Consider the following 19,265-nt stretch of genomic DNA (forward strand, 5'->3'; position numbering starts at 1 on the left):
CCCGCCGAACGCGTCTTCAGCGGGAACCTGTCGCCTGACTGCTACAGATCGGCGATGGCAGCCAGCGGTGGGGTGCGGGCAGCCCGCACACCTGGCCACACCGCCGCCAGCACACCCACCACACCCGAGGCGACCAGCACGATCACCAACTGCGACCACGGAATGGTGATCTGGTCGATGCCCATATCGCGCAGGGTGCGCAGGAATCCGACACCGAGCGCGATGCCGAGCACCAGCCCGACGATCGCGCCGAAGATGGCGATCAGCATGGACTCCAGATAGATCGTGCGCCGCACCTGCGCACGCTGGGTGCCGACCGCGCGCAGCATGCCGATCTCGCGCCTGCGCTCCACCACCGACAGCGCCAGGGTGTTGATGATGCCGAGCACCGCGATCACCACGGCCAGGGCGAGCAGCCCGTAGAGGATGGCGAGCAGGGTGTTGATCTGCTTGCCCTGGGCGCCCTTGAACTGTTCGTGATCCTGCACCTGCACCACCACGAACGGTTCGGTGGCCTTCTCCAGATTCGCCCGCATCGCGGTCAGGTCGGCGCCCGGCGCGGCCTTGACCAGCACGAAGATGTTGGTGCGCAGGCTCTGCGGCATCAACTGCTCGTACACGCCCGGATCGACGACCATGGGACCGAGCAGCGGTGTGTTGGCGTAGATGCCGGCGACGGTGAGCTCGAACTGCTTGTTGTCGAGGCTGGTGATGGCGATCTTGTCGCCGGGCTTCCACCCACGGGCGGTCGCCTCGGTCTCATCGACGAGCGCGCCACCGGCGGGGATCGTGCTCGTGCCGCTGAGCATGTCGACATCCATCACCGGATCGATCGGACCATCCGGTGAGGTGGCGCCGATCTGATCGTCGCCGACCTTGAACGCGACGACCCGGATCCCGGTGACATCGCTGACCTCGGGTACCTCGGTGCGCACGGCGTCGACCGCACCGATCGGCGCGCCGATCATCTGCGGACCGGCGAGCACGTATTCGGCCTTCACACCCTTGTCGATCAGCACACCGACGCTGGTTTTCGCCGAAGCGCCGAGAATGCCGATCGCCGAGACCAGCATCAGGCCGAGCGTGAGCGCGAACGCGGTGGCCGCGGTGCGACGTGGGTTGCGCGTGGCGTTGTTGCGCGCCATCTGCCCGATCGGGCCGAACGGCCTGGTGAGCACCCCGAGCACGAGCACCATCGGCCGCGACAGCGCGGGCGCCGCCAGCAGCACCGCCAGAATCAATCCGAGCGCACCGACACCGACGGTCACCGCCGAGCCCTTACCGGTGCCCTGCGCACCGACGTAGACGAGCACACCACCGGCAACGGCCATGACCGCGCCGATCGCCGTGCGTACGTGCAAAGAGTCACCGGCACTGGCGAATTCGGAACGCATCGCCTCCACGGGCGGCACCTTCGCGGCCCGTCGAGCGGGGGCGTAGGCACTGGCAACGGTGACGATCAGGCCGACGAGCAGCGCGACGATCGCGGTCCGCGGCAGCACCGTCAGCGAACCGGTGGGCAGGCCGAGATCGAAAGCGTTGAGCAGCACCGACAACCCGTAGGCCAGGCCGATACCGGCGGCCAACCCCAGCGCGCTACCGATCAACCCGATCACGATGGCCTCACCGACCACCGACCGGCCGACCTGCTGACGGCTCGCCCCGATGGCGCGCAGCAACGCGAGTTCGCGCAGACGCTGGGCCACGATCATCGAGAAGGTGTTGTAGATGATGAACGTGCCGACGATCAGCGCGATCGCGCCGAAAGCGAGCAGGAAGTAGTTGATGAAGGTGAGGGCCTCGGAGATCTCCTTCTTCATGTCCTCGCGGACCTGGTCGGAGTTCTGCACCTTGTAGTTGGGCAGCCCGGCGGCGAGCTGGTCGCGCAGGTCATCGGCCGAGACTCCGGGCGCCGCGGCGATATCGACGTAGGCCACATGCGAGCCGTCGGTGAACAGCTTGCGGCCCTGTGGCTCGGTGAACATCACCGCGACCACACCGCCGCCCTCGGCACCGGGCATCTCGTAGATGCCAGACAGTGTCACCTCGAAGGGATCACCCTTGGAGGGAATCAGCACCTTCGTCTTGTCGCCGACCTTCAGCCCGGCCTTCTCGGCGCCACCGGTATTGAGGGCGATCTCGTTGGGCTGGGTGGGCGCGACACCCGCCACGAACTTGTTCGGCTCCTCGACGGACTTGTCCGGCGGCAGGTAGGACAGACCGAAACTCGGTGCGCCACCGGTCTGGACGGCCTTCTTACCGTCGGGCTCGAGCAGCACGACCGGTCCGTTCACGGCGGGAGCGACCCGCGCGACACCCTCGTGCTTGGCCAGCGCGTCGACGATATTCGTCGGCAGCCCCAGTGATTGGCGATCGGCGGGGCCGACGCGCACGTCCACACCCTGGGCCTGGCCTTCGAAGATGCCGTCGAAGGTGCGCTGCAACGTGTCGGTGAAAACGAACGATCCGGCGATGAAGGCGGTACCGAGCACCACCGACAGCAGGGTCAGTGCCAACCGCACCTTGTGCGCGGCGAGGTTACGCAAGGCAACCTTGCGCATCGGCCCGCCCGTCACCCGGCCACCACCCCTCATCGAATCGCTCCGCGATGCTGTGTTCATCGGGTTTCCAGCGCCTTCATCCGGTCGAGGATCGAATCCTGAGTCGGGGCACGCAGCTCATCGACGATGCGACCGTCGGCAAGGAACACGACGCGGTCGGAGTAAGCGGCCGCACGCGGGTCATGGGTGACGATCACGACGGTCTGGTGGAACTCGTCGACCGAGGCCCGCAGGATCGAGAGCACCTCGCCCGAGGAATGCGAGTCCAGGTTGCCGGTCGGTTCGTCGCCGAAGATGATCTCCGGCTTGCCCACCAGCGCACGCGCACACGCCACGCGCTGCTGCTGGCCACCGGACAGTTCGGACGGCCGGTGCTCGAGGCGGTCGCCGAGGCCGAGGCGCTTGACCACGGTGTCGAGCCACTCCTGGTCGGGCTTGCGGCCCGCGATATCGAGCGGGAGGGTGATGTTCTCCAGCGCGGTGAGCGTCGGGACCAGGTTGAACGCCTGGAAGACGAACCCGATCCGGTCGCGCCGCAGTGCGGTCATCTGCTTGTCGGACAGGCCGGTGAGCGGGGTGTCGCCGATGCGCACCTCGCCCGCGCTGGCGCTGTCGAGCCCGGCCAGGCAGTGCATCAACGTCGACTTGCCCGAGCCGGATGGACCCATGATCGCGGTGAACTCGCCTTTGGCGAAGTCAGCCGACACTCCGTCCAGGGCCTTGACCTGTGTATCTCCCGATCCGTACAGCTTGACCAGATCGAGCGCGGCGGCCGCGATATCGGCGGCGGCCGCCGCGTCGACGGCCTCGGTCCCCATGGCGTGCGAAGTCATGCTGTCCAGTCTGGCTGGCAGGAGTGAACCGCGCCATCCGGGATCCCCCCGATACCGCAGGTCTTACCGACCTCTCAGTTAGCGAACGACCCACTCGAACGCGTCAGCCTCGGAGCGCGCGCCTTCCAGCGCTCGGGAGCGGTTGGGTTCGCCCAGATCAGCGAGGAGCCCTTCGGTGAGCCCGACCAGATCAGCCAGCGAGGCCGGGGTGAACCAATCGGGTCGGGTGGCGAAGAGGATGTCCTCGGAGGCGGTGTTGCCGCTGGCACCAGGGGCGAACGGGCAGCCGCCGAGACCGCCCAGCGCGCCGTCGACCATGGTGGCGCCCGCGGCGACGGCCGCGAGGGTGTTGGCCACGCCCATGCCCCAGGTGTCATGACCGTGGAAGACGATGCGGCGCGGCGGGGTGGTGTCGCGGACGGCGGAGACCAGCGCGCTCACCTGACCCGGGTGGGCTTGGCCGAGCGTGTCGGCGAGGACGATGTCGGCGGCGCCGTCGGTGCGCGGGTCGTTCGCGATGGCCAGGACGCGCTCCGGATCGACGGGTCCGTCGAACGGGCAGGTGAAGGTGGTGGCCAGGCACAGCTGGATTTCGCCGCCCGCCGCATGGGCGAGGCGGATCGCGTCGGGCATCGCGGCCACCGAGGTCTCGGTGTCGCGGCCGATATTGGCCTTGTTGTGCGCGTCGGACACCGAGAAGCAGTACTGGAAATTGCGCGCACCGGCCGCGGCGGCCTTCTCGACGTGGCGCGGCGTGGCCACCCACACCCAGCATTTCGCCAGCTCATCAGGGGTGAGGGCCGCGATCAACTCGAGCGAATTGGCCATCGGCGCAACAAGGTCGGGCCGCGCCATCGAACCGATCTCGAGCGCGGGCACACCGGCGGCGAGCAGCCTGCGCACCACGTCGACCTTCCGCTCGACGGGCAGTACCTTGCCGGTGAGCTGCAGGCCGTCGCGCAGCGTCACGTCCCGCAACAGCGGTGCGGTCATCGCCGCTGCTCGGTTTCCTGCGCGGGCACACACATCACGCCACCGCACGGTTTGTCGCCCACGCTGGCCGGGGTGGGGTGGACCGTCGGACGCACATGACCCGGACCGCGCGGCTCCCACTTGTTGCGCACCGGCGGGCGGCGCCTGCCGTGTACTCGCCTCGTCACAGTGCCTCCAGCGCGTCGATCTGATCTTCACTCATCCCGAGCAACCCGCCGAGCACTTCCCTGGTGTGCTCGCCGAGATCGGGGCCGACATTGCGAATCGGCAGCGATGCGCCCCCGATCACCGGGACGATGCCACCGAAACCCACCTGTTTGGGTTCGGCCTCGCCCACGTCGACGGGGAACATCTGGATCATATTGCGTGCGCGGTACTGCTCGTCGGCCACGATGTCGGCGGCGGTATAGATCGGCCCGCACGGGATGGCGGCGTCGTCGAGCACTTTCAGCGCTTCCGCGCGCGTGCGCCCGATCGTCCATTCCGCGATCGAGGCGTCGAGGCGTTCGCGGTTGCGCCAGCGGCCGTTGTTGTCGGCGAGTTCCGGGTCGACGGCCAGGTCGGGGCGGCCGATGACCTGCATATACCGCTGGAAGATGGCGTCACCGTTGCCACCGATGATGATGGAGAAACCGTCGCTGGTCGGGTAGGCGTTCGACGGCGCGATGCCCTCCATCCGGCCGCCGACGCGCTCGCGGTTGATGCCATAGGCGAGGTGGTCGGGGATCAGCGATTCCATCACCGACAGGATCGACTCGTTGAGCGCGACATCGATGATCCGCTCCACCTGCGGCACCGGACCCGCGACCCGTTCGCGCTGGAACAACGCCATCACGGTCCCGAAGGCCGCGTAGATGCCCGCGATCGAATCACCGATCGATACCCCGGTACGCACCGGCGGCCGATCCGGATCGCCCACCAGCTCACGCAGCCCACCGACCGCCTCCGCGACCGCGGCGAATCCGGGCCGAGCGGCCATCGGCCCGGTCTGCCCATACGCCGAGATCCGCGTGATCACCAGCTTCGGGTTCGCTTCTTCGAGCACCTCGGGCCCGAGCCCCCACTTCTCGAGCATCCCCGGCCGGAAGTTCTCCAGCAGCACATCGCACTGCTTCACCAGATCGAGCACGATCGCGCGCCCCGCCTCGGTCCGCAGATCCAGCACGATCGACTTCTTGTTGCGATTGACAGTGCGATACAGCATCGAGGTATCGCCACCGTACAACCGCCAGTTGCGCAACTCGTCGCCCGTACCGGGCCGCTCCACCTTGATCACCTCGGCACCGAAATCGCCCAGAATACGTCCGGCAGTAGGAGCGGCAACATAGTTACCGAGTTCCAGGACGCGAACACCGTCCAACGGCCGAATACTCATGGCTGCAGTATCGCAGTGCGACCCCCGGTGACGCCGGGCACATGCGGGCCCGGCGGCGAACCGATAGTTCAGCTGGCGAGGAGTTCCACTTCCTCGATGATCGAATAGTCCTCGGCGTTGCCCTTCAGGACGGTGCTGGTCTGCCCGTCGACACCTACCGGGATATCACCGGCAAGCGTGATCCGGGTAAGCCGACGCGGCTGGTCGTTGTAGTCGTCGATCGCGTAGTGCTGAGTGGCACGGTTGTCCCAGATCGCGACATCGCCGTCGACCCAGTTCCAGCGCGTGGTGTTCTCCAGCTTGATGACCCGATCCTGCAGCAACCGGAACAGCTGCTCCGACTCCCGGGCCGGGATCCCGACGAACTGCTTCACGAAGTGGCCGAGCAGCAACGAGCGCTCGCCGGTCTCGGGGTGCACCCGCACGACAGGGTGTTCGGTCTCGTACACATCGGACTGGAATTCCGTCGAGTACTCGACCTGGCTCGGACGGACCTTGTCGCCGCCTGCCGCGTAGTCGTAGACGTTGGTGTGCACCGCGCGCAGGTTCTCGGCCAGCACCTTGAGCGGCGCGGGCAGCGAGTTGTAGGCCGCGACCGTCGACGCCCAGGTGGTCGAGCCGCCGTAGGTGGGCAGGTGCTCGGCCCGCAGGATCGATGCCTTCGGCACCCGGTCGACGAACGTCACATCGGTGTGCCAGGAGTTGGCGCGGCTGCGCTCGGAATCGATGGCCAAGCTCTTCACGCCGGCCGACTTCACCGTCGGATGCGGGGTGGTCGGTGTGCCGAGCAGCTCCGCGAACTCGTACTGGCCGTCCTCGGTGAGGTGGTTCTGGCCGCGGAAGAAGATCACCTTGTGCTCGTTGAGCGCACGACGGATCCTCGCTACGGTCGCCGCGTCCAGGTCACCACCCAGACGGACACCATCGAGCTGCGCGCCGATGTGAGCGCCGAGCTTGGTCACCGTCAGGGTGGTGTTGGTGGCAGTGTCGACCGTCATGGGGATCACCTTCAATTCGTTCTCGATCGGTTTGCTGGTATCAAGCACACCGCGAAAACGCCCCCGCAGACAGGTTTTATCTCGGGATGATCGGAAGGCGCTCAGCCAAGGTTCTCCCGCAGATAGGCCAGGTCGTCGGCCACACCGTCGACCGGAGTTTCCAGGATCACCGGTGCGCCCGCGGTGCGGCAGACCTCGGCGAGCAATTGCGGGTCGATGGTGCCGTCGGCGAAATTGGCGTGCCGGTCGGCGCCGGAATCGAATTCGTCGCGCGAGGAGTTCAGGTGCACCAGGTCGATCCGCCCGGTGATGGCCTTGATCCGCTCGACCACCCCGACCAATTCCTCACCGCCCGCCCACGCGTGGCAGGTGTCGAGACAGAATCCGGCACCGTAGTCACCGACCGCGTCCCACAATCGCGCGATCGAATCGAAGTGCCGTGCCATCGCGTGGTTGCCGCCCGCGGTGTTCTCGATCAGGATCGGCACCGCGAACCCGCCCTTGTCCTGCTGGCGCTCGAACAGCTTGCGCCAGTTGTCGATTCCGGTATCGAGCTCGGCATCGGAGCGCACATGTCCCCCGTGCACGACCAGCCCGAAAGCACCGAGCTCGGCCGCCGCCTTCGCCTGCTGCGCTACCGCGTTGCGCGAGGGCATCCGCAACCGGTTGTTCAGGCTCGCCACATTGATCTGATAGGACGAGTGCACGACAACATCGATCGGACTGGCCGCAATCTCGGCGGCCTTGGGATGCGGCTGGGGTTTGTCCCAGCTCTGCGGATCGACCACGAACATCTGGACAACCTCGGCACCGAGCTTCTCGCCGAAGCCGATCGGATCGCTCTCGTCGCGAACGTGTGCTCCAATGCGCATAGATCCCACCCTAATATCAGGCACCGACAACTTCGGCCGATGTTGCACCGTGGTGGCTTCGGGAGATACATCGGTAGAATTTCGGACGGGTGCTCTGCCCTGGAGGGGGTGACTTCGCGTGTTGCGCAAAGGCGACGTGTTCGCCGGGTACACGATCCGGCGCGTGCTCGGCCAGGGTGGCATGGGTGTGGTCTATCTGGCTCGGCACCCGCGTCTGCCCCGGCTGACCGCGCTGAAACTGCTCAGCCGCGAGCTGTCCGTCGACGAGGAGATCCGCCTGCGCTTCGAACGCGAAGCCGATCTGGTCGCCCAGCTCGAGCATCCCAATATCGTCAATGTCTACGACCGCGGCACCGATGACGATCAGCTGTGGATCTCCATGCAGTTCGTGGCGGGCACCGACGTCGCGACCGCCGACGTGAACGTGCTGACGCCGGGCCGGGCAGTGCAGATCGTCGCCGAGACCGCCACCGCACTGGACTTCGCGCACGCGAGCGGCGTGCTGCACCGCGACGTGAAACCGGCCAACATCCTGCTCGCCAAGCCACCGATCGGGCGCCCGGAACGCGTGGTGCTCACCGACTTCGGCATCGCGGCGGTGCGCGACAGCGAGACCACGCTGGCCTCGGCGGGCACGATCACCGCCACCCTGGCCTACGCCGCGCCCGAGCACCTGGCAGGCGCACCGCTGGATCATCGCGCCGATCAGTATTCGCTGGCCTGCACGCTGTTCTGGATGCTGACGGGCTCGGTGCCGTTCCCCGGACCGAGTCCGGGCGCGGTGATCCAGGCGCACCTGAGCAAGCCCATTCCCCCGCTGCGCAGCCTGCGCCCGGACCTGCCTGCGACTCTCGACGCGGTGCTGGCCAGGGCCACCGCCAAGCGGGTCGAGTCGCGTTTCGCCAGCTGTGCCGAGTTCGCCCAGGCGGCCAAAGCCGCGCTGTTCGCGGTGCCGGGGCCGTGGCATCACCAGCAGCAGTACACCGCGGCGGGCGTGGTCCTGCGCGCTCGCGACCCGTACCCGCAGGCACCGGGATATCCCCGGCCGCACACCCCGGCGCAGCCTTACCGGAACGCACCACCGCCGACCACCCCCGCGCAGCCGCACCCGCACGCGCACACCCCGCCGACCACACCCGCGCAGCCGCACGCGCACACTCCGCCGACTACTCCCGCGCAGCCGCATCCGCATGCGCCGCGGCCGTCGACGGGCGGTCCGGCGGTGCCACCGCGGCGCGGGACCGCTCGCCCCGGCACCATCGATTTGCCTGGTGGCCGTAACCATCCCGGCTATATCGTGCCGCCCCAGCAGCGGCGTCCGCCGTGATCGTGGCAGCCTTCGGCGTCGTCGCCGACTGATAAGGTTTCGTTGATTTTCCCGCGGCGGGCAACCTCGGCCGCGGCTTTTATGCTGTACGCGCGTGCGCTGGTGGGTCCCGGCGCGCGGCGGGAAGTGGAGCAGACATGCTGGCCAACGGAGATGTCTTCGCCGGCTACGTCATCGAACGGCAGCTCGGTCGTGGTGGCATGGGTTCGGTCTATCTAGCCAAGCATCCTCGCCTACCGCGAATGACGGCGCTGAAGTTGCTCAATCGCGAGATGTTCTTCGATGCCGAAGTACGGGCGCGGTTCGAGCGGGAGGCCGATCTTGTTTCGCGCCTTGATCATCCGAACATCGTCACCGTCTACGACCGCGGACACGACGACGAACAGCTGTGGATCTCCATGCAGTTCATCGACGGCGTCGACGCGGCATCGGTGGATCCGCAGACCCTGCCACCCGCCCGCGCGCTGCAGATCGTGAAGGAAACCGCCGACGCGCTGGACTACGCGCACGGCATGGGCGTGCTGCACCGCGACGTGAAACCGGCCAATATCCTGCTCGCCCGCTCGGGCGCGGGCCGTGGCGAGCGGGTCTACCTCACCGACTTCGGCATCGCCCGATTGCGCGATGACACCGGTCATCTCACCCAGACCGGCACCTTCACCGCGACGCTCGCCTACGCCTCGCCCGAACAGCTCACCGGCGCCGCACTGGACCACCGTTCCGACCAGTATTCCCTTGCCTGCACACTGTTCTGGCTGTTCACCGGTTCGGGACCGTTCGCGGCGACCAATCCGGCCGCGGTCATCCAGGGTCATCTCCAGCAACCGCCGCCGTCGTTGAGCAGTGTGCGGCCCGGACTCTCCTATGCGCTGGACGGCGTGCTCGCCAAGGCGATGGCCAAGCGGCCCGAGGACCGGTTCGATTCCTGTTCGGACTTCGCCGAGGCCGCGATCGAGGCGTTGAACAGTCCGAGCGCGCCCGCTCTGCCGATTGTCGGTTCGCGACCGGGCACCGGTGGGGCGCTGCCGATCGCCGGGCGACCCACGACCGGCGGTGCGATTCCACAGACCGGTCTGCCGTATCCCGTTGCCACACAGGGTCCGATGACCGGCGGGCCGATGGCGCACGGTCCGATGACCGGCGGCCAGATGGGCACCGCCCAGGGCCCGATGACCGGTGGGCCGATGGGCACCGCCCACGGGCCGACGACCGGCGGCCAGATGGGCACCGCCCATGGCCCCATGACCGGCGGGCCGATGGGCACGCAGCGGCCGATGAACCAGTCCCCGGCCGGCGCTTCGCAGAGTCCCTACACCCCGCAGTACCAGTCCGCGCCGCGGCCACCGGCCAGTGGTTTCACCCAGTATCCGCCGGGACAGCGACCGCCGTCGAAGTCGAACACCGGGCTGATCATCGGCATCGTCATCGCGGTGGTCCTGGTGATCGTGCTGCTGATCGGCATCGGCATCGCGGCCAGCGGTGACGACACGGGCGGCGGCGACCGCACCACGACAACGTCAGCGAGCCCACGCATCACCCCGAACGCCGCGGCCATCAGCGCCGAATTCGGCCGGATCGTGCCGGCCACGGTCGACGATTCCACCGGGTACAACGGCGCCACCTGCTGGGAGACCGACAGCAGCGATCCGCCCTCGCCCGCGGAAGGCGAACCCGATTTCGGTGCCTGGGTGCATCTGTGGAGTTGCTTCGGCGGCGGCGACAGCGACGACCCGTTCTACCGGATCTACGCCTTCAACTCGGCCGCCGACGCCAAGTCGGTGCTCGACGGCCTGCCGACCAACACCAAGTCCACCGACAGCAACGGCGGCAAGCAGTACACCAACTACAAGTACACCGATAACGGGAACAAGATCATCACGCAGTTCACCGGCGACCCCGACCGCGCCCAGTTCCTGATGTACACCGACGGCTACGGCACGGCCGACGAGGTGCTGCGCTGGTGGCGCTCGGCACCGCTGAACTGATGTCGGTGCAGGACGAGGGCGGCGTTTTCGCCGGATATACGATCGAACGGCTGCTCGGTCGTGGTGGCATGGGGTCGGTGTACCTGGCGCGCCATCCGCGGCTGCCACGACGCACCGCGATGAAGCTGCTGAATCGAGAGCTGTTCTTCGACAACGAGATCAGGGCCAGGTTCGAACGCGAGGCCGATCTCGTGGCGCAGCTCGAGCACCCGAATATCGTCACCGTGTACGACCGGGGTGTCGAGAACGATCAGCTGTGGATCTCGATGCGCTACATCGACGGTGCCGACGCGTCGTCGCTGGTTTCGCCCGTTGACCCGGCACGCGCGGTCCGCATCGTCGCCGAAACCGCGGCGGCACTGGACTTCGCGCACAGCCGAGGGGTACTGCACCGCGACGTGAAACCCGCCAACATCCTGATCGAACCGGTCGACGGCACCGAACGCGTCTATCTCACCGATTTCGGCATCGCCCGCCTGCACGACGACAGCGCGGCCAAGCTCACCCAGACCGGCACCTTCACGGCCACACTGGCTTTCGCCTCCCCCGAGCAGCTCTCCGGCATCACCCTCGACGGCCGCGCCGACCAGTACTCCCTGGCCTGCACGCTTTTCCGGCTCCTCACCGGAACCACCCCCTTCGATGCCACCAACCCTGTCGCGGTGATCCAGGGCCACCTCCAGCAACCCCCGCCCCGAGCGAGCACACTGCAATCGGGCATCACTCCCGCGCTGGACGCGGTCCTCGCCCGTGCCATGGCCAAGCGCCCCGAAGAACGCTTCGCCACCTGCGCCGAATTCGCCGCCGCAGCCATGCGGGCATTGGCCGGTCACCCTGTCCCGCAGCAGATTCACGGCTCGGCGCCGACCAGAACCTACCCGCCGAACTCGCCCTTCACCCCGGGCGCCGGTTACCCCGTTGCCGGACACACCGACCCGAATACACCGGGCGGACAGACGCCATGGCCAGGCACAACCGGTCCCGATCAGCCGTGGGCGGCAGGCGGCCAACCTGGGTACGGCCCGCAGTGGGGCGCGAACGGCGCGCCGAGCTCTGGTCAGCAGTGGCCTGCCGGAGTGAGCGGTCGATCGTGGCCCGCACAGCCGAGTCCTTCATGGCCGGGCGGGTCGTCTCCGCACCATGCGAGCGCGCCGAATGCCCTCGCACAGCGTCCCCGCGACGCCGGGCGTTCCAGGGAGACGGGCGCGCGCCCCTCGGTCGCCGAGGAGTATCTCGGCAAGAAACGGAACTCACGCTGGGAGGGGTCGCCGATCAGCTGGCTGGCGATCATCGCCGCTGTGGTGTTCCTCGGCTGGATTCTCGTGAAGGCGTTCGGCGATGACGGCGACGCAGGCGCCTCGGGTCGGCCGGGTCTCGAAACCTCCGAGGTCGCACCGCCGTCCGCGAACGCGACGACCTCCGCACCCCAGCGCCTGACGTCGACGACGCGTCCGACCACCGACCGGCAGATCGTCGGCGCCAACGCGGCACAACTCAGCGACGAGTTCCCCCGCATGCTGCCGCACACCTCGGCTAGCAACCTCGTCCATGCCGGTTCAGGTCTGGGCAACGCGGGCTGCTTCGCCTACGACCGCGCGACCGCCAGCCGCGATTCCGACGATGCCGATATGGGCGACTGGTCGGTCATGTGGCATTGCTTCGGCGGCGGCAACAAGGCCATCTACGAGTTCTTCCTCTACCCCTCCGCGGGCCTGGCCGCCCAAGCGATCTCGGGCCTGCCCGCCAATGACGTGCGCTCCGCATTCGCTCCGGCCGTGGGCGGTTGCGGCCCGCTGCGCGTCTGTGCTTGCTAGGAATTCAGTGCGTAATGCACGAAGTCGCGCACCGGCTCGAAGCCGATTCGTTGGTAGATCTTGTTCGAGGTCGGATTGGCCAGGTCGGTGAACAGGCAGGCGTCGGCACCCTCCGCGCGAATCCGGCCGGCGACCGTGGCCGTGAGCGCGCTCGCGAACCCGTTGCCCCGGAACCGCGGTGGGGTGTAGACCGGGCCGGTCCTGGCCCAGCCGAGGACTGCCGCCTGCCGGGCGACCAGTGTGACGGGCTGACCGTGGTGCTCCCACAACCAGTAGGCCCCGGCCTCGATGCGCCTGCGCACCGCCGTCTCGTCGAGTCGATGCGGCACATCGGCTTCCACACCGAACTCCTCGGTCATCGCGATGCAGACGGCCATATCGTCGACGGTGGCCTGTCGTGGTGCGCCAGGGGCGTCGGGCACATCCAGGGTGCCGAGGCGGAACAGGCGGACAGCGAACTTCTCGCCGTAGGTACCGCCGTTGGTCTTCGACCAGTGCGCCGCGAAGGCAGCGGCGTCGTCGTCGCCCTCGACGCTGCGCAGCGCGATGTCATGCGCCGGGAACGCATCGGCGACGGCCGAAATGGTGTGTGCGGGCAGCTCACCGAGGTAGGCGGCGCCGTTCGTGCATTGTGCTAGACCGACGACTTCACCCGCGCTGTCACGGACGCTCAGGAATTGGGTCGCCATCCCGCCGGACCTGCCGTTGATCCGGTTCACCAGCGCAGTCGCAATGACTGTGTGGCGCAGCGGCTCACGACGAAGGAAGGGCTCCACATCAGCCAGGAACCGGGCGGCGTCAGGAGTGATTTCGATGCGCACCGCATCGACGGTAAGCCGTCACACCCGCGGTCGCATTCCAATTATGAGCTGTCTCAGCTTGTTTCGCGCGCGTCCCGATCGGTGCGCAGCTTCAATAGGATGAGACCAGCCGTGCAGGCCAGGATCAGCCCGGCGACGGCGATCTCCACGTGCAGGCCCGCGATACCGAGGCCGGCGCCGACGAGTCCGCCGACGAAGAACAACCAGCCCATGATCCGCGCGACAACCGCGAAGGTGCGGTTACCGGGCGGTGTCGACGACAGGTGCCCGACGGTGGCCGAATCAGTGTTCGCCGCCGCGGTTTCCAGCCGGGGTGTCGAGAGTGCTCCCATGAGATTCTCCTCGATGACGCCGATCAGATACTTGCATCGCGCAAACCTCGCGCGTCAGGGGTTTCGGTCCGGGCGTCTCATGCGTAACTTTGCTCACACACGCTACGACTCGGTGACGCCGAACGTGCGCGACACGTCCCCACGACACGCCGAATTGATCAATCCGATATCTGGACCACTAGCGTTTAAAATGCGCTCTTTGACCGGACCTGAACTACTGTGAGGCGATCTCGAAGCCGACGAGGAGTATGCAGGCGCATGGATAACAGCAGGGCCAAGTTGGTAGGTCCGGCAGTCGCTGTGGGCGCGGTGTCGCTCGGACTGATCATTATCGGTGCGTGCGGTGTCGGACAGCAGGATGTCTACGTGCCCGCGCCGCCGTTGAGCGCGGACCTGGCAGCCGCACCCGCGCGGGTGGCCGACGAGCCCACCTCGACGACGGTGCACATCCCGATCCCGCCCTCGCCCACTTGGCGGATCGCGCCGTACATGTCGCCGCGTAAACCGTTCAGCCTCAGCTCCACCGAGACCTCACCGTCGGAGCCGCCGCCCGAGGGCGAACCCGCCCCCGAGTCCAGCCCGGCCGAGGCGACAACGGAATTCCGGGCGCCCGAGGCCGCGCTGCGTCCGCCGGAGACCACCGAAGACGAGCCGACGACGACCACCCGGCCGCAGCTCCCCACCCGGCCGAACCCGACCCGCACCGTCACCCCGCCCAGCGTCGGCGACGACGAAGCGGCCGAGGACTATCCGCCCACCCACGCCTTCGACCGCGCGACCCCGACCCCGACCTCGGTCGTCCCGGCCGACACCGGCGCCACTCCGACCCCGGCGACGACCACCGGGACCGCGACGACCACCGAAACCCCGGCCCCCACGACCGCCGAGGGCTGACACAACGATGGTGCGCACCCGAACAGGGCGCGCACCACCATCGACAAGCTACAGCTCGACCAGGTCGTACTCGCCGATCCGATCGGCCAGCTCGCGCCGATGTTCCAGTGCCCCACCGAGGGTCTGCCCGATCGCGGTCAACCGGGCGACGTAGTGGCTCACCGGATACTCCGCGGTGACGCCGATGCCACCGTGCATCTGGATCGCCTCCTGGCCGATGTGCTCGGCGGACTTGCCCACCTGCAACCGCGCCCGTGACGCGACCACCGGATCGTTGCCGCCGTCGGCCAGCGCCGCCGTCGCGTACAGGCTCATGCTGCGGGCCAGTTCCAGCGAGACGTAGCAGTCCGCCGCCCGCTGGGTGAGCACCTGGAACTTAGACAGCGTGACCCCGAACTGCTTGCGGGTCTTGAGGTATTCGGTGGTCAGCGTGAGCGCGACCTCCATCGCCCCGACCGACTCCGCGCACAGTGCCGCCTGCGCGTAGCCCTGGGTCAGCGCGATCTGTTCGGCCGCGTCGACGTTGTCGCCGAGCAATTCGCCGGTCGCGTTGTCGAAGTCGAACTGCGCGGCGCGGCGACCGTCGAACGTGCGGTACGAACGTCGTTGCACCCCATCCTGATTCGGGTCGACCAGGAAAAGTCCGGTCCCGCCGCCCGGCAGTAGCGCACTGACGATCAATTCGTCGGCGACATCACCGCGCAGCACCGGATTCTTCACCCCGGTCAGCGCGTACCCGTCGCCCGTGGCCACCGCGGCGGTGGCGAGCTCGGTCGACGGCCACCGAATGCCGGGCTCGGTGTGGGCGAAGGCGAGCAGGGTGGTGCCCTCGGCCAGCGCGGGCAACAGCCGTTGCCGCTGCTCGGCGCTGCCTGCCAGCCGCAGCAATTCGGCCGGGATCACCACCGAGTCGAGCACCGGCTCCGGGGCCAGCGCGCGACCGAGCTCCTCCTGCACCAGCATCGCCTCGACCGGACCCGCGCCGACGCCACCGTCCTCCTCGGGGATGGTCAGCCCGAGCACGCCGAGGTCGGCGAGCTGCTTCCACACCGTGCGGTTCCAGCCGGGGTCGGTGTCGCCGACCTTGGCCAGCGCCTCGCCGTCGTAGAACCGGTGCAGCAGTTCGCGCACGGTGTCACGCAGCATCGTCTGTTCGTCGGTCAGTGCGAGTTCCATGTCAGTGCCTCACAATCCGAGGATCGTGGAGGAAATGATCGAGCGCTGTACCTCGCTCGAGCCTCCGTAGATGGTCACCTTGCGGTAGTTCAGGTAGCCGGGGCCGGTGTGCTGGGCCCACGCGGGCGAGGCGATGCTGTCGGCGCCCACCGGCAACGCGTCGGCGCCCGCGATGTCGAGCAGCAGTTCGGTGGCGGCCTGCTGCAAGTCCGTGCCTTTGAGCTTCAGCACCGAGGACGCCGGATTCGGCTTGCCCTCAACCGAGTTGGACACCACCCGCAGCTGGGTCAGTTCCAGGGCGAGCAGCTCGTTCTCCAGCTCGGCCACCCGCGCCGCGAACACCGGGTCGTCGAGCAGCGTGCCCCGCCCGGTCCTGGTCGCGCGGGCATATTCCTTCGCGAGGCCGAGCTTGACCTTGGTCTTGCCGACGCCGGTGATGGAGGTGCGCTCGTTGCCGAGCAGGTACTTGGCGTAGGTCCAGCCCTGGTTCTCCTCGCCGACGAGCTGATCGGCGGGCACCCGGACGTTCTCGAAGAACACCTCGTTGACCTCATAGCTGCCGTCGATCAGTTTGATCGGCCGCATGGTGACACCGGGCGATTTCACATCGAAGAGCAGGAAGGAGATACCCGCCTGCTTCTTCGGCGCGTTCGGGTCGGTGCGCACGAGGCAGAAGATCCAGTCGGCGTACTGGCCGAGCGTGGTCCAGATCTTCTGGCCGTTCACGATGTAGGAGTCGCCGTCGCGCACCGCTGTGGTGCGCAGCGAAGCCAGGTCGGAGCCCGCGTCGGGCTCGGAAAAGCCTTGGCACCACCAGATGTCGAGCGCGGCGGTGGGCGGCAGGAAGCGCTGCTTGAGTTCCTCGGAACCGAACTGCGCGATCACCGGGCCGACCATCGAGGCATTGAACGTGAGTGGCTCCGGCACCGAGGCCAGCTGCATCTCGTCGAGCCAGAGGTGGCGCTGCATCGGCGTCCAGTCCTTGCCGCCCCAGGCGACCGGCCAGTTCGGCACGCACAAGCCGTTGTCGTTGAGGATCTTGTTCGCGGTGACGATGTCCTCGCGGGACAGATCCTCGCCGTGCTTCACCCGGTCACGGATGGCGGCCGGGATCTCGGTCGCGTAGAAATGCCGGAGCTCGTCGCGGAAAGCGACCTCTTCAGGGGACAGGGCTAACTTCATACGGGTCTCCCAGTCACTCGTAGCCGTCGAAGAGAAACTTACCCTTCGGTAATCCCCGGTGTCGACTACATCACACTCCGATGACGGCCCCAGCGGCGCTCGCCACGCGGTCGGCGGCTCGGCGACCCGTGCGACGACCTGGTACCTTGCCAGACGAACCGGACTATCCGGGGTACGAGCATCCACCGAGGAGTTACGGGTGAACGGCAGATCCATCGCAGGTAGAGCAGCGGCGGTCACCGCGGCGAGCATCAGCGCGCTGGCACTGCTGGCCCCGAGCGCGGCCGCGACGCCCACCGACGACGCGATCAGCCACCTCACCCACCTCGCGGGCGACGACGCCACGACGAAGGCCGGTGTCGGTGCGATCGCGAGCTTCACCAGCATCGTCGGCGACGATGCCCTGCGCGACATCTCGACGCAGTTCACCCCCTTCACCTACGCGGCCCCCACCTTCGGCTGCGGCAGCAACGGCCCGATCACCACGATCATCGCCGCGGCGACGTTCGAAGGACCGGGCCCGCGCACCGAGATGAGCCTGACACCGGGCGACATCCGCTTCAGCGCGAGCCCGCGCCACACCGGTGTTCCGCTGGCATCGGGCCTCAGTGTCGCCTGGGTCAACGTCAACAACGGTCAGAGCGGCATCATCGGCCTCGACGACCAGACCGAATTCAACCTGCCGTCACTGTCGAAGACGGTGCACAGCGGTGCGGGCACGGTGGTCGCCTCGATGTGGGGAACCATCGACTACGCGGGCGCTCGCTGCGTGATGACCCCGACCGTCGGCACGTTCGTCGTGCCCGATCTGCCGGTCGCGCTGCCCGAAGCCCCCGCGGCTCCGCCCGCTCCCGAACCTCGGGCCGTCAGCCCGGGCTCGGGCGAATCCTCCTCGGGCACCCCGACTTCGCAGGCTCCCGCCGCCCCGGCACCCGCTCCGGCCGAAACAACCCAGCCCGCTCCCCCGGCCCCGCCGGCAGCGGCCAACGTCGGCGGCTGAGCCGACTCACCGGGCGATCCACCCAGTCGACGCGGACGAATTCAGCGATCGAACAGCGGTGCGCCAGATCGGCGGGTCACCCCGACGGCTGTGTCAGCCGGTCGGGCAGAACAGCCGCGTCGACGGATGAATCAGCTGATCGGGCGGATTCGCAGAACGGTGCCTTCCTCGGAACCGGCGAGCAACGCGGAGGGATCGGCAGGGTCGGCGACAACCGCGGTCAGCGGTTGGGTGGCGACAACCGTGCAGGCGGTGCCGGTGGTCGGGTCGACCCGGACGAGGTGGCCGGCCAGCGTCGTGACGTAGAGGGCGCCGTCGCGGACGACCAGGTCGTCGACGAAATCGGGCAGCGTGCCGAACGAGGTCAGGTCGGCGACGGTGCTCGCCTCACCCGGATTGGAGCGTGACAGTCGCAGCACGCGACCGACGGGGCCGCCGCTACCGGCGAAGTTCGCGGTGACGTAGACCGAATCACCCGACACCACAACACCATTGGGCCCGTCGACACTGACGGCCGACCACCAGTCCATGTCCTCGCTGCCGTCGCGGCGCAAGCGGTGCAGGCCGTTGCCGGTGGTCACATACAAGTTGCCGTCGGCGTCGAACGCGGCACCGTTGGGCTGCGGGAACCCGGTCGCGAACGCGACGGGGTTCGGGCGCGCTGCCGCCGGGTCGAAGCGGACGATGCCGCCCGAACCGGCCAGCGGCGAGTTGCCGGTGACCACGTACAGCAGTCCGTCGGGACCGAGCCGGACCGCACCGGGCGATGGTACGGCGACGGTGGCGGTGAGTCGCCCGTCGCGGTCGTAGCGCTGTACCTCGCCGCGCATGACCCGCGAAACCCACAGGTCACCCTGGGCGTCGATGCCGAAGTTCTCCGACCAGTCCAGCAGCGGCACACTCGACCTGATCGCGACGTCCTGGCGTGCCTGCCCGCACGACGACAGCGGCGCGGCGCCCGCGATGGCACCGGTACCGAGCGAGGCGCTGCTCACGACAGCCGCACCGACCACAGCACGGACGACGCAACGGCGGAACGACAACATCTGACACCCTCGACTCTGTTGACCCAGTTCGACGCGCGAAGTCTAACGGCTGCGGG

At 68.0% G+C, this 19,265-nt stretch carries 17 protein-coding genes; 5 read left to right on the top strand and 12 right to left on the bottom strand.

Going from position 1 to position 19,265, the window contains the following annotated elements; genetic code table 11:
* Positions 1–41 precede the first annotated feature (41 nt).
* From ACFWO8_RS00925 to ACFWO8_RS00955, 7 genes are all read right to left on the bottom strand, one after another.
* Positions 42–2,594 carry an ABC transporter permease gene (locus ACFWO8_RS00925; protein WP_378940433.1) on the bottom strand — a complete coding sequence of 851 codons (2,553 nt, stop codon included), beginning with the start codon at positions 2,592–2,594 and terminating at the stop codon, positions 42–44.
* Positions 2,595–2,617: 23 nt separating this feature from the next.
* Positions 2,618–3,394, bottom strand: coding sequence for an ABC transporter ATP-binding protein (locus ACFWO8_RS00930; protein ID WP_378940434.1), 777 nt, complete (start codon positions 3,392–3,394; stop codon positions 2,618–2,620).
* A 78-nt stretch (positions 3,395–3,472) separates the two neighbouring features.
* A complete protein-coding gene (locus ACFWO8_RS00935) occupies positions 3,473–4,387 on the bottom strand; it encodes a hydroxymethylglutaryl-CoA lyase (protein WP_378940435.1) in 915 nt (304 codons plus the stop codon).
* The gene (locus ACFWO8_RS00940; protein ID WP_378940436.1) at positions 4,384–4,554 is read right to left on the bottom strand and encodes a hypothetical protein; all 171 of its coding nucleotides are present in this window, start codon (positions 4,552–4,554) and stop codon (positions 4,384–4,386) included. The genes ACFWO8_RS00935 and ACFWO8_RS00940 overlap by 4 nt, the downstream gene beginning before the upstream one ends.
* Positions 4,551–5,762, bottom strand: coding sequence for a CaiB/BaiF CoA transferase family protein (locus ACFWO8_RS00945; protein WP_378940437.1), 1,212 nt, complete (start codon positions 5,760–5,762; stop codon positions 4,551–4,553). Before ACFWO8_RS00945 ends, ACFWO8_RS00940 begins: the two co-directional genes overlap by 4 nt.
* Positions 5,763–5,830: 68 nt before the next feature.
* Positions 5,831–6,760, bottom strand: a complete 930-nt coding sequence (locus ACFWO8_RS00950; RefSeq protein ID WP_378940438.1) for a TauD/TfdA dioxygenase family protein — start codon at positions 6,758–6,760, stop codon at positions 5,831–5,833.
* Positions 6,761–6,861: 101 nt separating this feature from the next.
* Positions 6,862–7,632 carry a deoxyribonuclease IV gene (locus ACFWO8_RS00955; protein WP_378940439.1) on the bottom strand — a complete coding sequence of 257 codons (771 nt, stop codon included), beginning with the start codon at positions 7,630–7,632 and terminating at the stop codon, positions 6,862–6,864.
* A gap of 118 nt (positions 7,633–7,750) precedes the next feature.
* Here ACFWO8_RS00955 and ACFWO8_RS00960 point away from each other — a divergent pair, with 118 nt between their 5' ends.
* The 3 genes from ACFWO8_RS00960 to ACFWO8_RS00970 all read left to right on the top strand — a co-directional run bounded on the left by ACFWO8_RS00960 (position 7,751) and on the right by ACFWO8_RS00970 (position 12,758).
* Positions 7,751–8,959, top strand: coding sequence for a protein kinase (locus tag ACFWO8_RS00960; protein WP_378940440.1), 1,209 nt, complete (start codon positions 7,751–7,753; stop codon positions 8,957–8,959).
* Positions 8,960–9,096: 137 nt separating this feature from the next.
* Positions 9,097–10,944, top strand: a complete 1,848-nt coding sequence (locus ACFWO8_RS00965; protein ID WP_378940441.1) for a protein kinase — start codon at positions 9,097–9,099, stop codon at positions 10,942–10,944.
* A complete protein-coding gene (locus tag ACFWO8_RS00970; protein ID WP_378940442.1) occupies positions 10,920–12,758 on the top strand; it encodes a protein kinase in 1,839 nt (612 codons plus the stop codon). The genes ACFWO8_RS00965 and ACFWO8_RS00970 overlap by 25 nt, the downstream gene beginning before the upstream one ends.
* On the opposite strand, the gene ACFWO8_RS00975 is transcribed toward ACFWO8_RS00970, so the two are convergent.
* Together ACFWO8_RS00975 and ACFWO8_RS00980 are read right to left on the bottom strand one after the other, a co-directional pair.
* Positions 12,755–13,579 carry a GNAT family N-acetyltransferase gene (locus ACFWO8_RS00975; RefSeq protein WP_378940443.1) on the bottom strand — a complete coding sequence of 275 codons (825 nt, stop codon included), beginning with the start codon at positions 13,577–13,579 and terminating at the stop codon, positions 12,755–12,757. The genes ACFWO8_RS00970 and ACFWO8_RS00975 overlap by 4 nt on opposite strands.
* Before the next feature lie 53 nt (positions 13,580–13,632).
* Entirely contained in the window at positions 13,633–13,911 is a 279-nt protein-coding gene (locus ACFWO8_RS00980; protein ID WP_378940444.1) for a hypothetical protein, read from the bottom strand.
* 258 nt (positions 13,912–14,169) lie between these two features.
* Between ACFWO8_RS00980 and ACFWO8_RS00985 the strand changes: the two genes are divergently transcribed.
* On the top strand, positions 14,170–14,805 hold the full coding sequence (locus ACFWO8_RS00985) for a hypothetical protein (protein WP_378940445.1): 636 nt from the start codon (positions 14,170–14,172) through the stop codon (positions 14,803–14,805).
* Positions 14,806–14,853: 48 nt separating this feature from the next.
* Here the strand turns inward: ACFWO8_RS00985 and ACFWO8_RS00990 are convergent, their stop codons facing one another.
* Together ACFWO8_RS00990 and ACFWO8_RS00995 are read right to left on the bottom strand one after the other, a co-directional pair.
* Entirely contained in the window at positions 14,854–15,981 is a 1,128-nt protein-coding gene (locus ACFWO8_RS00990; protein WP_378940446.1) for an acyl-CoA dehydrogenase family protein, read from the bottom strand.
* Positions 15,982–15,990: 9 nt separating this feature from the next.
* The gene (locus tag ACFWO8_RS00995; RefSeq protein ID WP_378940447.1) at positions 15,991–17,163 is read right to left on the bottom strand and encodes an acyl-CoA dehydrogenase family protein; all 1,173 of its coding nucleotides are present in this window, start codon (positions 17,161–17,163) and stop codon (positions 15,991–15,993) included.
* A 199-nt stretch (positions 17,164–17,362) separates the two neighbouring features.
* Between ACFWO8_RS00995 and ACFWO8_RS01000 the strand changes: the two genes are divergently transcribed.
* Positions 17,363–18,163: a hypothetical protein gene (locus ACFWO8_RS01000; RefSeq protein WP_378940448.1), complete on the top strand. Its 801-nt coding sequence runs from the start codon at positions 17,363–17,365 to the stop codon at positions 18,161–18,163.
* Positions 18,164–18,294: 131 nt separating this feature from the next.
* On the opposite strand, the gene ACFWO8_RS01005 is transcribed toward ACFWO8_RS01000, so the two are convergent.
* Complete coding sequence (locus tag ACFWO8_RS01005) at positions 18,295–19,209, bottom strand: SMP-30/gluconolactonase/LRE family protein (RefSeq protein ID WP_378940449.1); 915 nt, start codon at positions 19,207–19,209, stop codon at positions 18,295–18,297.
* Between the last annotated feature and the right edge of the window lie 56 nt (positions 19,210–19,265).

The sequence above is a fragment of the Nocardia sp. NPDC058480 genome, from assembly GCF_042720495.1.
Taxonomy (GTDB): domain Bacteria; phylum Actinomycetota; class Actinomycetes; order Mycobacteriales; family Mycobacteriaceae; genus Nocardia.